Raw genomic sequence first — 14,635 nt, forward strand, 5'->3', positions numbered from 1 at the left:
GCATCCCCTTTATTGGATTGCGCTCCAGGGAGCAGGCGCGTGTCATTACAAACTGTCAGAGTCGGGCTTGAGCAAACGGCCATCGTCATCATCGACGAATTCGTCCAGGAGCCGGACCGCATCGTCGAACTGGCGGTCGACATGGCGCCGTTCCCCAGCCAGGAGGGACACTATTATCCAGGCCGCCGCGCCCGCATCATCCCCTCGGACGGTGAGGCGTTCGACTATGTCCGCGCCATCTGCGCCAGCCTGTCCGGGGTTATGAGCTCTGTCTATGGTGTCAACAAATACGACATCCTCGACGCCGGCTTCTCGCTGGTCACCAAGCCGCCCGAGGCGTTGCAACCGCTGCAGACCATCCCACATTTCGACCACTTCGAGATGGGCGGCTTCGCCATCCTGCATTATCTGTCGCCGCATCCGGCGGGCGCGACAGCCTTCTACCGCCACGAAAGCACCGGTTTCGAGCTGATGACGCCCGACCGTATCGATGCCTACCGCGCCGGCCGCGAACGGGACCTGGCGGCTTTGGGCCAGTCGCACGGTTACCAGGACGGCGACGGCAACGGTTTCCTGGAAATCGCCCGGGTCGAGGCGCGGTATAACCGTGCGATCATCTATCCCGGCAACCTGCTGCATTCGGGCATTATTCCCGACAATTTCAACTACAGCTCCAATCCGCGCCTGGGCCGGCTCACCGGCAACGTCTTTATCGGGGCGCTGGCCTAAACCGTCAAGGCGGCTTCCAGCTTGTCCAGACCTTCGTCCAGAATGTCGTCGCTGGCGGTAAGCGGCGCCAGCAGGCGGATCGTGTTGCCATAGACGCCGCATGACAGCAGGATCAGGCCGTTCTCCTGGGCCTTGGTCGTGATCTGCTTGGTCCTGACGGCGTCGGGCGTGAAACTGCCGCGTTCGGTCACGATATCAAAGGCGATCATGGCGCCCAGACCGCGCAGGCTGCTGATCGGGGCTGTGTCATTGCGCTGGGCCAGGGCGGTAATGCGGGCCTTCATCCTGCCGCCCTGACGATTGGCGGCGTCGAGCAGGCCTTCCTCTTCAATCACATCGAGGACGGCCAGGGCCGCAGCGCAGGCAACCGGATTGCCGCCATAGGTGCCGCCCAGGCCGCCGACGACGGGCGCATCCATGACCTCGCCGCGGCCGACGACACCCGACAGCGGGTAACCCCCGGCCAGCGACTTGGCCATGGTCATCAGGTCCGGCTTGACGTCGTAATTTTCCATGGCGAACAGTTTGCCGGTGCGGCCAAAACCGGTCTGGACCTCGTCGGCAATCAGCAGGATGCCGTGCTCGTCGCAGATCTTGCGCAGGGCGCGCATCAGTTCGGGCGGGGTGATGAGAAATCCGCCTTCGCCCTGGACGGGCTCTATAATGATCGCGGCGACCGCGTCGGGCGCGATATCGGCCTTGAACAGATAGTCCAGCATCTTCAGCGTCATATCCGTATCGATGCCGTGGGCCTCGACCGGGAAGGGTAGGTGATAGACGCCGGGCTGCTGCGGGCCGAGATCCTTTTTGTAGGGCACGACCTTGCCGGTCAGGGCCGAGGTCAGGGCCGTCCGGCCGTGAAAACCGCCGGAAAAGGCGATGATGCCGTCGCGTCTGGTATGGCAACGGGCAATCTTGACGGCGTTTTCGACGGCTTCGGAGCCAGTGGTGAACAGGACCGACTTGGCGGGCCCATCGATCGGCGCCAGGGCGTTCAGACGCTCGGCCAGCGCGATATAGGGCTCGTAGGGCACGACCTGGAACGCGGTATGGGTAAAGGCGTTCATCTGGGCCAGGGCGGCCGCCTGGACTTTCGGGTGGCGGTGGCCGGTATTGAGCACGGCGATCCCGCCGGCGAAGTCGATGAAGCGGTTACCGTCGGCATCCCACAGTTCGGCGTTCTCAGCCCGGTCGGCAAACAGGGTTGTGGCGTGGCCGACGCCGCGGGCAACGGCGGCGGCTCGGCGGGCGGCGAGATCGGAATTGCGGGTCATGTCGGGCTCCTGAGATAGCCCGCAGATAGCATATTGTGATCACAATTTTCCAGATACATTTGCCAAGATCGACGCCCTAAAACAAAGGATATTTAACCGCAGATTTCGCCGATTTACGCAGATTTTTCAGAGCTCGCCCTGATTAGTGACGATGAGTTGACCGATCAAATGATCGCTTCGCGATCGAAGGAAACGAATAATGCTCTGAAAAATCTGCGTAAATCGGCGAAATCTGCGGTTAAAACTATCTTCGCCGCCTCCCAAGGCCCTGCATGGCTGTGACTGTGGGAGGATGATTATGTCACGTCAATGCACACTACTCAGATCGACCGCGCCTTTGGGCTTGGGCAAGGTCCAGGCCAGGAAGGCGCAGCAGACGAAGACGATCGAGGCGCCCATGAAGATTTCATTGGTCGCCAGCATGACGGCCTGGCCCTGAACCATATTGTCGACCGTGCCCAGGGCGGCGGCCGGTGGCATGCCGCCGGCGGTCAGTCCGGCGATGGCCTGGCTGGCATTGCCGTTCATGTGGTCGGCCAGCTTGGCGTGGTTGGCATTGGCGGCGTTTTCCCAGGCGGTGGCAACGAACGATGTGGCGACCGCGCCGGCCATGGTGCGGATAAAGTTCTGCAGGCCCGAGGCCGAGGCCATTTCGCTGGGGTTGACCGAACTCATCGAGATCGAGATCAGCGGCATGAAGAAGAAGGGCATGCCTGCGCCGGCCAGGAAGATCCAGGTCGTGATCTGGCCGAAGCTCATGCCCGTCGTGCCATGGCTGCGCATGAAGGTGATGAAGGCCAGCCACATGACACCGCAGAAGATCAGCTTACGCGGATCGACCTTAGTCGTCAGCTGCGAAGCAATGGGCGCGGCGAAGATGGCCAGGATACCGATCATGCCCGTGGCGTTGCCGGCCCAGGTGGCGTTCCAGCCGAGATTGGTCTGCATCCACAGTGGCGCAATGACATTGATGGCAAAGAAGGAGCCAATCATCAGGGCCAGACAGACCATGGCGAGGGTAAAGCCGCGGTGGCGGAAGATGCGCAGGTCGACGATCGGGTTGGCGTCGGTCAGTTCCCAGATCAAAAATGCGATAAATCCGACCAGGGCAAGCAGGGCCAGGCCGATGATGAAGGGTGATTCGAACCAGTCGTTTTCCTTGCCGAGGTCGAGCATGATCTGCAGGCTGCCGACCCAGAGGATGAGCAGCAGGAGGCCTACGACATCGACGCGCGCCTTGACTGTCTGGGTTTCCTGGCTGAACAGGAAGCGCCAGACCAGGAAGCCGGCGCCGATGGCGACGGGCACATTGACGAGGAAGATCGAACCCCAGCCGAAATTGTCGCACAGGGTGCCGCCGAGGACCGGGCCGGCGACGGGGGCGATCAGGGTAGTGATAGCCCAGATGGCCATGGCGGCGGGTTGCAGCTTCTTCGGGAAGATGGTGAGCAGCAGGGTCTGAGACAGCGGCATCAGCGGGCCGCCGCAGAAGCCCTGCAGGATGCGGGCGACAACCAGGATCTCGAGCGTCGGCGAGATGCCGCACAGGAAGGAGGCGATGCCGAAACCGATCAGGGCGACGGAAAAGACACGCACTGTGCCGAAGCGCGCCGCCAGCCAGCCGGTGAGGGGCACGGAGATGGCCTCGGCCACCGCATATGAGGTGATGACCCAAAGGCCCTGCGAGTTCGAAGCGCTCAATGCCCCGGCGATATTGGGCACGGACACATTGGCGATCGAGACGTCGAGGATGGCGACGAAATTGGCCAGGGCCAGCAGGATGCCGCACAGCCACAGGGTCATGCCGGTCAGCTGGACGCGCTCGGGTTTTGGCAGGACGCCCGTGGCGTCGGCCGTCGTATCGGTACCAGACATGGGTCCAGTTCCTTCCTACATTGGGTTATACCTCCAATTTTAGCGTGCTAAAATTGGCAAGGCCGACCGGCCGCCGCGCACGTTTGCGCGAGCCATGCGGCGCTTGAGCTCAACTAATGTTCCACATCGATCTTGGCCGACATGCTCATGCCGACGCGCAGGGGGTGTTGTTGCAGTTCCTTGGGGTCGAGCGCGATGCGCACCGGCAGACGCTGGACCACCTTGATCCAATTGCCGGTGGCGTTCTGCGCCGGGATGACGGCGAAGGCCGAACCGGTGCCGGACGACAGACCCATCACCTTGCCATGGTACTTGACGCCGTGGCCGTAGGTGTCGGCGGTCAGTTCGACCGGTTGGCCGATCTTGACCTTCTTGAGCTGCACTTCCTTGAAGTTGGCGTTGACATAGGCATTGTCGATCGGAACGATGGTCATCAGGGTCTGGCCGACCTGGACACGGCCGCCGACCTCGACCAGGTTCTTGGCGATGACGCCGGAGATCGGTGCGCGAATGACCGTGCGGTCGAGATCGAGCTGGGCTTGCTGGACCTTGATCCGGGCGCTCTGGACCTGCGGATTGTTGTTCAGGTCGACATTGGAAATCAGGGCGGCATTGGCGGCGCGCTGTCCCTGGGCGGCCTGGGCCTGGGCCTTGGCAGCGTTGAGCGCGGCAGCGGCCTGGTCGAGCGTCGCCCGGGCAGCCGTCAGGTCTTCGCCCGACACGGCGCCGACGGCGACCAGGGCCTTGCGGTCGTCATAGTTCTTTTGCGCCTGGTCGAGGGCGGCCTGGGCGCCGGTGACATTGGCGGCGCCGGCATTGGCCTGGGCGGCCAGGGTGGTGTCGTTGTTGTAATAGGTCGCGACCTGGCGCGTCACCTGGTCGAGCTGAGCCTCGGCCTGGGCCAGCGCCAGGCGGGCGTCGGTGTCGTCGAGCACGATCAGGATATCGCCCGCCTTGACCGTCTGGGTATCGTGGATATTGGCCTGTTTGACCGGGGCGGAGACCTGCGAGGTCACGGCCGCAGAGCTGGCGTCGACATAGGCATTGTCGGTCGATACCGTCTTACCGCCCTCGATGACGGCATAGGCGCCGTAGGCGAGGCCGGCCAGCAGAACGACGCCGCCGAAGATCAGGAACAGGGGGCCGCGTGAGCGCGAAGCGGCGGGCTTGGGAGCGGGGGCGGCAGGGGCTTGGCTGTCGTCGGTCATGGCGGGGTCACTCAATTCGCAGCGGTGGTCGAGGAATAGCCGCCGCCCAGGGCGGCGATAAAGCTGATGCGGTCGTTATAGGCCTGGGCCTGCAGGTCGCTGAGCGTCGAGTCAGCGATCACAACCCGCGCATGGGCTGTCAGCACGTCGATCTTGGTGCCGATACCCCTGGCAAAGCGTGCCTTGGTGAGTTCATAGGTGGTTTGGGCGCTGTCGCGGCGGGTTTGGGCGGCCTTGAGCTGGTCGGTGGTCGACAAGGTGCCTGAGGCGGCATTGGCGACGTCCTGCAGGGCACGGGTCAAGGCCTGGTCGTAGGTGGCGACGGCGTCGTCGTAATCGGCCTCGGCCGAGTGGTAGGACGCGTTTAGGCGTTTCTGGTGGAACAGGGGCAGGCTGAGCGCTGGGCCGACACCGCCTATGTCCGATCCCGACTGGGTCAGTTGCGGGATGCCGATGGCCTGGAGACCGAAATAGGCGTTCAGCTTGACGTCGGGATAGAAGTCGCCCCTAACATATTTGATGTTTTCACCCTGGGCTTCGACGCGCAAACGGGCGGCTTCAACGTCGGGGCGGCGGCCCAGCAGGCTGGCGCGGACATCGTTGGGCAGGGCGGCGGCGTCAGTTGGCGCCAAGTGCGGCCGCGTCAGGCTTAGGCCGCGATCCGGTCCGGCGCCGACCAGGGCAGCGATCAGGTTGCTTTGGGTGCGGATGGCGCCATCGATCACGGCGATCTGACCTGCCGCCTTGGCCTGGTCGTCGCGAGCCAGAAGGACGGTGTCCTGAGGCTCGAGGTGATGGTCGGCACGTTGCTGGTACAGGTCGAGCTTGATATCGGCGCCCAGCTTCAGCTCGGCGAGATGATCGCGCGTTTCATAAAGATGGTCCAGTTCGACATAGGCGCGTGCGACGGCGACGGCCAGGTTCTGGCGCACGACCTCGGCTTCGAGGCGCGCAGCCTGCTGCGCGCCGGCCGCGCCGCGAATGGCGGCCTTGCTCTTGCCCCACAGGTCGAGATCGTAATTGGCGTCGACCGTGATCCGTGTCGACGGATGATAGCCGTCGAGCAGGAAGTCCTTGAACGCGTCCGGGAAACCCATGTTCAGGCTTTGCTTGGTCTCGGACAGCGAGGCGTTGAAGCTGGCGTCGGCCTGGGTCGCAGCCGTGATTTGATCGCTGAAGGCCTGGGCCTTCTCCAGCCGCGCCTTGGCAGCCAGCAGGTCTGGCGCATTGGCGAAGGCCTCGTCCATCAGGCTGTTGAGCTGCGGATCATTGAAACCCTGCCACCAGGTCTGGGCCGGCCATTGGCCACCCTGGCCGGTCAGGATCTGATCGGCGGCCAGGCTGTTCGGATCGACAGGCTTGGTCGTCGTCGCCTCGGGCACGCTGGCGCAACCGGCCAGGACGAGCAGCAGGGCCGCCAGGGAAACTGTGGCGGCAACACCAGATTTCAGCGCCCGACCGGGCGCCGGCGACGTTTCGCCGCCCCCGCGGAGGCGTTCGCGTGGCGAATTGGCCGTGAGCGATACGGATGGCGAGGGGGCAATCATGTGAGGTTCCTCAGAAACACAAAAAGGTGAACCGTACTGTACAGTTCTACTTCTTTGCGCTAGGATGCGAATCGAGTCAAGTGCAAACTGTACAGTATGGTACAACTTTTTTATGGATACACCCACACCTAATTTCCGCGACCAACGTCGCGACCGCATTATACAGGCGGCGCGGGAAGTGTTTTTCGATGTCGGCTATGCCGGTGCCAGCATGTCGATGATTTCGGCGCGGCTGGGCGGTTCGAAAGCTACCCTGTATGCCTATTTCAACAGCAAGGAAGAGCTGTTCGAAGCCATAATCCGCGAAGGCTGCGCCGAGATGGCGGCCATCTTCCGCGCCCATATCGGTACAGATGACCTGCGCCTGTCCCTGACGACTGTGGCGCGGGAAATGATGGCGATGATTCTGTCGGACTGGGGTAACCGGACCTTGCAGTTGGTCATCGAAGAGAGCCGGCGTAATCCGGAATTGTCGCGCATGTTCAATGACGCGATCGAAAGCAATGGCCGGCTTGCCTTGGCTGCGCTGTTGCAGGCGGCCCACGACAAGGGTCAGATCACGGTGCCGGACGTGGCGCAGGCCGGGATCATCCTGAAAAGCCTGTTGTTCGGCGATATTCACTTCAAGCGGATCATGAACCTGCTGCCGGAACCCAGCCCGGAACAGCTAGGCCGCCATATCGACCTGGCCATCGATGTCTTTCTGACCTACTTCGCCTGTAAGGAAGCCGACCGGACGGCTTAGGATTTGCATTGTCGCAGTAGAGCCTGGCTTCAAGGCTTGTCGGTTTGAAACCGCGAATGAACGCGAATGAACGCGAATAAAGCGAGCTTTGCTTGCAGCACGCCTATTGGGCGCGATTCAAGCTCATATTGGTAGGGCTTTCTTGTTGGTAGGGCTTTCTTGAATTATTCGCGTTCATTCGCGTTCATTCGCGGTTCCAAACCTCTCGTCGTTGATCGATCCACAGTAAACCGGCAATTGACAAGCGGTTAACGTGTTTATTTACAAATGGGTAAACCTTTTTGGTTAACCTTGGTTGATCCAAGAAGGTTTACCCATGCCCCAGTTTGCCGAAGACACCGCCCTTGCCCACGCCTCCGTGCACCAGAAAGGTGACCAGAAGGCCCCGGCCCAGGCTCATGAGCGCGAGCTCGAATTCGGGCGAATCTGCAAGTCCGTATGCGAACTGGCCGCCGGTTTGTTCGATACGCCGCTGGCCATCGTCAAGCTCTACGAAGGCAGTCAGCTGGTGGTCAAGGGGACCGCGGGCTTCACCAACGAAGCCCTGCTCGACGACATTTCCTTCTGCCAGCGCAAGCTGGTCCCGGGTGAAAGCCTGCTGATTCCCGACGCCACCGCCGACGCGCGCTACTTCCTGGAAGCCGCCGTGCTGAACGGGCCGAAGCTGCGTTTCTATGTCGACATGCCGCTGGTCAGCGACGGTGTCGTCCTGGGCGCCCTGATCCTCAGCGAACGCCAGCCGCGCCATGATTTCACCGTGCAGAAGATGGCGCTGTTCCGCCAGTTCGCCAACAACGCCGCCACCACCATCGCCCTGGCGCAGAACACGGTCGAGCGCAATGACATCCTGTTCGAGCTGAAATCGAATCAGATCCGTTTCGACCTCGCCCAGGAAATGACCGGCATCGGTCACTGGGCCATCGACCTGAAGACGCGCGACGTCACCTGGTCGAAAGGCCTCTATGCCCTCTATGGCCTGTCACCGAAGTCGTACAAGCCGCGCGTCTCCACCCAGCTCGACATCTACGAGCAAGCTGATCAACAGTTGATTATAGACAAGTTCCAGCGCGCCGTGAACTATGGCGAGGACTTCGATTTCAACGTCGATATCCTGCGCCGCAAGGACAAGGTCACACGCACCATCCGCACCAAGGGCGGCGTCGAATATGACGATTCCGGCAAGGCGATCCGCCTGTGCGGCGTCGTTCGCGATATCTCGGAAGGCGTGTCGGACCAGGAAGAGCTGATCAGAGCCCGCATGGCGGTCGAAGATATCAACGACGCCAAGAACGGTTTCCTCAGCCATATCACCAACGAGCTGAAGACGCCGCTCAACAACATTCTGGGCTATGCCCGACTGCTCAACGAGCAGCGTCACGAGAACCCGGACATCGCTTCCTACACGACCAACCTGCTGAAGTCGGCCAAGGCACTGCAATCGCTGGTCAAGGATACGCTGGACGTTTCGTCGCTGGAAGCCGCGCCGGCGCGTGAGACCGACCACGCCCATTCGAGCGAAGACGCGACCAATGTCGTCAACCTGGTCAAGGAGGTCGTGAACCAGTTCGCGTCCCAGGCCCAGGGCAACCAGACCAAGCTGACGGCGCATTTCGTCGATTTCGACAATCCCTATGCCCGCGTCGATTCGATGCGCCTGCGCCAGGTGGTGCAGAACCTGATCAGCAATGCGTGCAAGTTCACGCGCGGTGGTCTGGTCAATGTCACCGCCAGCCAGGTGACGATCGACAATGCGCCCTGGCTGCGCATTTCAGTGCGCGACACCGGCATCGGCATGACCGAGGACCAATCTCTGACCCTGTTCAACGGTGCCGACATCACGGCCAACCGCAAGACCGGCAACGGTCTTGGCCTGTCGATTTCAAAGGCCATTGTCGACCTGCTCGGTGGCCATATCGGCGTCGTCTCGCGTCAGGGCGAAGGTTCCAACTTCTGGTTCGAAATTCCGGTGTCATGGGTCGAGGGCCCAGGCAAGGTGATCGAGCAAACCCAGTTCATTGCGCCGCGCCCGATGCGTGCGCCGATCGATCCGATGCGTCCCAACGCCCAAGCCACAGCCGCACGCGTGGCGCCGGTCGATGACGACCGAATCAATCGCGAATATCTGAAGGCCCTGCTTCAAGACATGAAGCTGGATATGTGAGTACCGCATCAATCTGCGGAACAGGAAATGCCCCCGGTCACCAACCGGGGCATTTTTCATGCGCGGTGTTGAACCATCTAAGTCAATTTTAAGAAGTCTCATCCATACTCACAGGTTCGGGTGGTCCGCCAAACGAGACCACTGAGAGTCGGGAGATGCGGATGAGTGACGACTTCAAGAGCCAGCGCGATCGCTACATGGCGTTCTCCCTGGCCGCCGCCGATCTCCTTATCGAGGCCGATACAAGCTTCAAAATTCTCAAGACAATAGGCGCGACCCAGGCCCTGCTAAGCGAAGTGAATTCGGAAGTTATCGGCCGCGATGTCTGCGACCTGTTCGTCGCCGGCGACCGTTCCCTGGCCCGCCGCCTGCTGCAAAAAGCGCAGCGTGTCGGCCGTATCGAACCGTGCAGCCTGCATCTCGACCAGGGCAAAAATCCACCGCTGCTGGTCAATCTGGGCGCCTGCTTCCTGCCGACCCAGGACAACAAGACCTTCCTGACCCTGACCGTGCTGTCCAATGTCAGGCCGACGGATAGCGCGCATCGCGATGGAGCGACCGGATTGCTCGACGCTTCCGGATACCAGGATATGGCTCGGCAGGCGTTGGAAAATCCCGACAAGGCGCCGCGCGAAATGAAGATGGTCCGCCTGAAGGGGCTGAACAGAGTCATAGGCGGGCTGGCCAAGCCCAAGGCCGATCTGCTGATGGGCGAAATCGGCTCTGTCCTGCGCGCCCAATCGATGGGCGGAACTGCCGCGGCGCGTTTGTCGGGCGAGGAATTCAGCTATATGCCGCCGCTCAAGGGCGATAACTCGACGCCAGAGACCCTGGCGCGCGAATTCAAGGCCGTGGCCGCGGCCGCCGGCCTGGCGGAAAATAGCCTCACCCCCACGGTGATGAGCCTGGAGCTGTCGACCGGCAATCTCGATCAGGACAGCGTGGCGCGGGCTCTTTCCTATGCCATCACCAATTTCTGCAAGCCGGAACAGACCCAGCTCAAGTCCCTCGGCGACAGCCTGAAATCGGCCATGGCCGAGACGGTGCAGCATTTCGACTCGATCCGAAACCTGATCGAGGACAATAATTTCACCCTGTTCTACCAGCCGGTCGTCGCTCTGCGCGATCGCACCATCCATCACTACGAAGCGCTGATGCGCTTTGCCGATGGCCGCAAGGTCTATGAAACCATCCGGATGAGCGAACAACTGGGTCTGGCTCAGGACTTCGACCTGGCCGTCTGCCGCAAGGCGCTGGACATGTTGCAGGCGCGCCCGGACGTCAATATCGCCGTCAACCTGTCGGGAAGTTCGGTCGAAAACGAAGCCTTCCGCGAGAGCCTGCGGCAACTTCTATTACCCTTTCGCGATATGCAGGGCCGGTTGATGTTCGAACTGACCGAGTCGTCGGAAATCAAGGAGTTGGACGCGGTTGGCACCTTCTTGCGCTGGCTGCGCCGCACGGGGTACCAGGTCTGTCTCGACGACTTCGGGGCAGGCGCCGCCGCCTATGCCTATCTGCGCAATTTCGACGTCGACTACGTCAAGATCGACGGCCCCTTCCTGAAGGAAGCGCGCGACAATCCGCGTCAGCGCGCCCTGATTCGCTCGGTCAGCATGCTGTGCAAGGAACTGAACTCCGGGGTTATCGCCGAGATGATCGAGGACGAGGAGATGGCGAAGTTGTGCGCCGAGATGGGGATCGGCTATGGCCAGGGCTATCATCTGGGCAAGCCCAAGCCGTTGATGATGTCGACTCCCGAAATGGCTAACGGCAAGCGCAAAGGCTTTGTCGAAAGCTGGGGGTAGGAAAAGATTCGGAACCGCGAATGAACGCGAATAGGTCGAGCGCTAAGGCGCTCATTCCCTTGTCAGGTGCAAAAACCTGGTTTGAACCGCACCCCTTATTCGCGTTCATTCGCGTTCATTCGCGGTTCCAAAGTCTTTTATCCGGCGGAAAAGACGCCAGCGGACATCTTCATGACTATGAAACACACATTTTCCACCCTCGCTTTCGCTCTGCTGGCTCTTAATGCTGCACCCGCCGTCGCTCGGCCGTACTTGTTCGGGGCCGACCTGTCCTATGTCAACGAGATGAAGGCCTGTGGCGCCAAGTACAGCTATAACGGCGAAACCGATCCCTATGCCATCTTCGCCAAATCCGGAACCAACCTCGTCCGCGTGCGGCTGTGGAACCACGCCACCTGGACGAAATATTCCGACCTGGCCGATGTCATGACGACCATCGCCTCGGCGAAGGCGCAGGGTCAGAAGGTGCTGCTCGACTTCCACTATTCCGACGACTGGGCCGACGGCGGCAAGCAATTGGTGCCCGCCGCCTGGGCCGGCCTCAGCGAGGACGACCAGGTCAAGGCCCTGTACCAATTCACGCTCGATACGCTGAACACCCTGAAAGCCAAGGGCTTGATGCCCGACCTGGTCCAGGTCGGCAATGAGAGCAATGGCGAGCTGATGAAGACGGCGCCGGAAGAGCATGTGCCGATCAATTGGGCGCGCAATGCCCGCCTGTTCAATGCCGGAATCCAGGCCGTGCATGACGCTTCGGCCGACAGTTCGGTCAAACCGGAAATCATGCTGCACATCGCCCAGCCGGAAAATGTCGAGCCGTGGTTCGATGCTGCGACCGTCGCCGGCGTCACGCGCTACGACATCATCGGCATGAGCTATTACAGCAAGTGGTCGAAAGAGGACTTTGCCGGCCTGGCCCAGACGATCCGACGCGTCCATACCAGGTTTGGCAAGGCGGTGGTGATTGTCGAAACCGCCTATGCCTTCACCGACCAGTGGGCCGACAGTGCCAACAACCTGCTCGGCTCCGATTCGGCCCTGAAGGACTATCCGGTCAGTGAAAAGGGTCAGGCGACCTATATGCACGACATCATGCAGCTGACGCTCGACAATGGCGGGGTCGGCGTCGTCTACTGGGAGCCGGCCTGGCTGTCGACCAAGTGCAGGACGCGTTGGGCGCAAGGCTCGGACTGGGAAAACGCTGCCTTTTTCGACTTCAAGGGCAAGGCGTTGCCGGCGCTGGAATGGCCCAAAGCCGCCTATGTCTGGCCGGTCGAGGTTACCTTTGCCGTGGCCGACCGTGGCCAGGCGGCCCAATATCTGAGTGGCGATTTCACCGACGGCCTGCATGTCGCGATGACGAAAGAAGGTGGGCGTTTTGTCTATCGGGCATGGCTGCGGCCAGGCAGCGAAGTCCTGGTCGGCACTGCCGACAGCGAAGCCGCCGTCGATGAGGCCGAGGCCCTGTCAATCGTCGTGCCGGCTGAGGCGAAGGCGGTCGTGTTGGATGCGCCACAGCTTTAATATTGTAGTACAATATGCTGGTTTGCTGAAAGATTCGTGTTACATTTGCCGATAACCGATAAAAAACAAAACGGGAGCGGCGGAAAACACAATGCCAAACGTCTTGAGTCCGGTGGCTGTACAGCCATGACAGCGCCATCCGGGGAACATCGCCGGGCCTTGCTGGCCTTTGTCGCAACACAAATCCTGCCGCACGAGCACGATCTGCGTCGGTGGCTCAAACGCCTGGGTGTCAAAGCGCATGAACTCGACGATATCGTCCAGGAGGTCTATTGCCGGCTTTTGCGGCTGGAGCGCTTCGACCACATCGCGGACGGGCGGGCCTATCTGTTCCGCGCGGCGCGCAATGTCGTGCTGGAACAGGTGCGCAAAAGCCGGATTGTGTCGATGATGACCGTGCAGAATATCGACGACCTCGGCATTGCCGATCATACGCCCAGCCCCGAGGCCAGTGTGTCGTCGCGGGCGGAACTGGATCGCGTGCTGGACCTGATCAAGGGACTGCCCGAGCGCTGCCGCATGGTGTTCGAACTGCGCAAGATCAACGGCCTGTCCCAGGCCGAGACGGCACGCGCCTTGCACATTACCGAAAATGTTGTCGAGAAGGAAACGGCCAAGGGCCTCAGCCTTCTGCTGCAACGCATGGCGGATACGCCGGCGCCCCGTCGCGCCGCGCCGGCCGCCTTCGGAGCCGTTCATGCCGTTGACTAAACCGTCCAACATCGATGAGCAGGCCGCCGCCTGGGTGGCGCGCATGTACGCCGATCCCGGTCCGGCGGATCAGGCGGCCTTCGAGGTGTGGCATAAGGCCGATTCGCGTCATGCCGGCGCCTATCTGCGCGCCGAGGCGGCCTGGGTGCTGCTGGACCGGGCGCAGGTCCTGACCCACGGCGATGGTGCAGCGGCGCAACGCGCGACGAACGACAAGCTGAAGGTGCATCATGGCGCACGGACGCGCCGCTATGTGCTGACCGGTGCTGTAGCCGCGTCGGCGGCGGGGCTGGTCAGCGTGGGTGTTATGCTGAGCCACAGGGTCAGCCTGTCGACGGCGCGCGGCGAACTGCGCAAGGTGCCGCTGGCCGATCATTCGATCGCCACCGTCAATACGGACAGCCAGATCGACGTTGCGCTGAGCGATCGCATGCGCCATGTCGACCTGGTCAGGGGCGAGGCGTGGTTCGAGGTCGCGAAAAATCCCGATGCGCCGTTTGTCGTCTCGGCCGGCGATGTCCGCGTCCGGGCCGTCGGTACGGCTTTCAGTGTGCGCCGTCTTGAGACCGGTGCCGATATCCTGGTTACTGAGGGCGTGGTCGAGGCGTGGAATGTCAAGGACAAGGATCAGCGCGTCACCTTGAAGGCGGGCGGCGAGGCCCACATGCCCAACAGGCCGCAACCGGTCGAGGTAAGCTACCGGCCCGACGAGATCGAACGCAAGCTGGCGTGGCGTGAACACGAAGTCATTCTGAAAAGCACGGCGCTGAGCGATGCGGTCGCCGAGTTCAATCGCTATAACGACCGTGAGATTATCATTGCCGATCCGGCGCTGAGGGATGCGCAGCTGGTCGGCGGCTTCCAGGTCGATCAGCCCGACAGTTTCGCCCGCGCCGTCCATCTGACGCTCAATGTGCCGGTCAGCATTGGCGATGACCGTATCATAATCGGCACAGCGCCGAACAAGTCCTGATCCACACACCAAACCACGGCGGAAAAGGATACGCCGTGCATCTGATACTAACGGCTTTTGGTTTTGATTCTAAGATAAGT

The 14,635-nt window shown here is 61.6% G+C and carries 11 protein-coding genes; 7 read left to right on the forward strand and 4 right to left on the reverse strand.

Annotation, left to right across the window (positions count from 1 at the left end):
• The first annotated feature begins 39 nt into the window (after window positions 1–39).
• Window positions 40–729, forward strand: a complete 690-nt coding sequence (locus AC1DXO_RS00455) for a DUF6445 family protein (protein WP_476976107.1) — start codon at window positions 40–42, stop codon at window positions 727–729.
• Here AC1DXO_RS00455 and gabT read toward each other — a convergent pair.
• The 4 genes from gabT to AC1DXO_RS00475 all read right to left on the reverse strand — a co-directional run bounded on the left by gabT (window position 726) and on the right by AC1DXO_RS00475 (window position 6,633).
• Entirely contained in the window at window positions 726–2,003 is a 1,278-nt protein-coding gene (gabT, locus tag AC1DXO_RS00460) for a 4-aminobutyrate--2-oxoglutarate transaminase (protein ID WP_476976108.1), read from the reverse strand. The genes AC1DXO_RS00455 and gabT overlap by 4 nt on opposite strands.
• Before the next feature lie 306 nt (window positions 2,004–2,309).
• Window positions 2,310–3,878 carry a DHA2 family efflux MFS transporter permease subunit gene (locus AC1DXO_RS00465; RefSeq protein WP_476976109.1) on the reverse strand — a complete coding sequence of 523 codons (1,569 nt, stop codon included), beginning with the start codon at window positions 3,876–3,878 and terminating at the stop codon, window positions 2,310–2,312.
• 113 nt (window positions 3,879–3,991) lie between these two features.
• Entirely contained in the window at window positions 3,992–5,086 is a 1,095-nt protein-coding gene (locus AC1DXO_RS00470; protein WP_476976110.1) for an EmrA/EmrK family multidrug efflux transporter periplasmic adaptor subunit, read from the reverse strand.
• 11 nt (window positions 5,087–5,097) lie between these two features.
• A complete protein-coding gene (locus AC1DXO_RS00475; protein WP_476976111.1) occupies window positions 5,098–6,633 on the reverse strand; it encodes an efflux transporter outer membrane subunit in 1,536 nt (511 codons plus the stop codon).
• A 112-nt stretch (window positions 6,634–6,745) separates the two neighbouring features.
• Between AC1DXO_RS00475 and AC1DXO_RS00480 the strand changes: the two genes are divergently transcribed.
• The 6 genes from AC1DXO_RS00480 (at window position 6,746) to AC1DXO_RS00505 (ending at window position 14,555) form a co-directional block, all read left to right on the forward strand.
• Complete coding sequence (locus AC1DXO_RS00480; RefSeq protein ID WP_476976112.1) at window positions 6,746–7,378, forward strand: TetR/AcrR family transcriptional regulator; 633 nt, start codon at window positions 6,746–6,748, stop codon at window positions 7,376–7,378.
• A 316-nt stretch (window positions 7,379–7,694) separates the two neighbouring features.
• Window positions 7,695–9,539 carry an ATP-binding protein gene (locus AC1DXO_RS00485; RefSeq protein ID WP_476976113.1) on the forward strand — a complete coding sequence of 615 codons (1,845 nt, stop codon included), beginning with the start codon at window positions 7,695–7,697 and terminating at the stop codon, window positions 9,537–9,539.
• 161 nt (window positions 9,540–9,700) lie between these two features.
• Window positions 9,701–11,347, forward strand: a complete 1,647-nt coding sequence (locus AC1DXO_RS00490) for an EAL domain-containing protein (protein ID WP_476976114.1) — start codon at window positions 9,701–9,703, stop codon at window positions 11,345–11,347.
• A 171-nt stretch (window positions 11,348–11,518) separates the two neighbouring features.
• Complete coding sequence (locus AC1DXO_RS00495) at window positions 11,519–12,871, forward strand: glycoside hydrolase family 53 protein (protein WP_476976115.1); 1,353 nt, start codon at window positions 11,519–11,521, stop codon at window positions 12,869–12,871.
• Window positions 12,872–12,997: 126 nt separating this feature from the next.
• The gene (locus tag AC1DXO_RS00500) at window positions 12,998–13,582 is read left to right on the forward strand and encodes an RNA polymerase sigma factor (RefSeq protein ID WP_476976116.1); all 585 of its coding nucleotides are present in this window, start codon (window positions 12,998–13,000) and stop codon (window positions 13,580–13,582) included.
• Complete coding sequence (locus AC1DXO_RS00505; protein ID WP_476976117.1) at window positions 13,569–14,555, forward strand: FecR family protein; 987 nt, start codon at window positions 13,569–13,571, stop codon at window positions 14,553–14,555. The genes AC1DXO_RS00500 and AC1DXO_RS00505 overlap by 14 nt, the downstream gene beginning before the upstream one ends.
• The last annotated feature ends 80 nt before the right edge of the window (window positions 14,556–14,635 follow it).

This window comes from Asticcacaulis sp. P2_C5 (assembly GCF_056404555.1).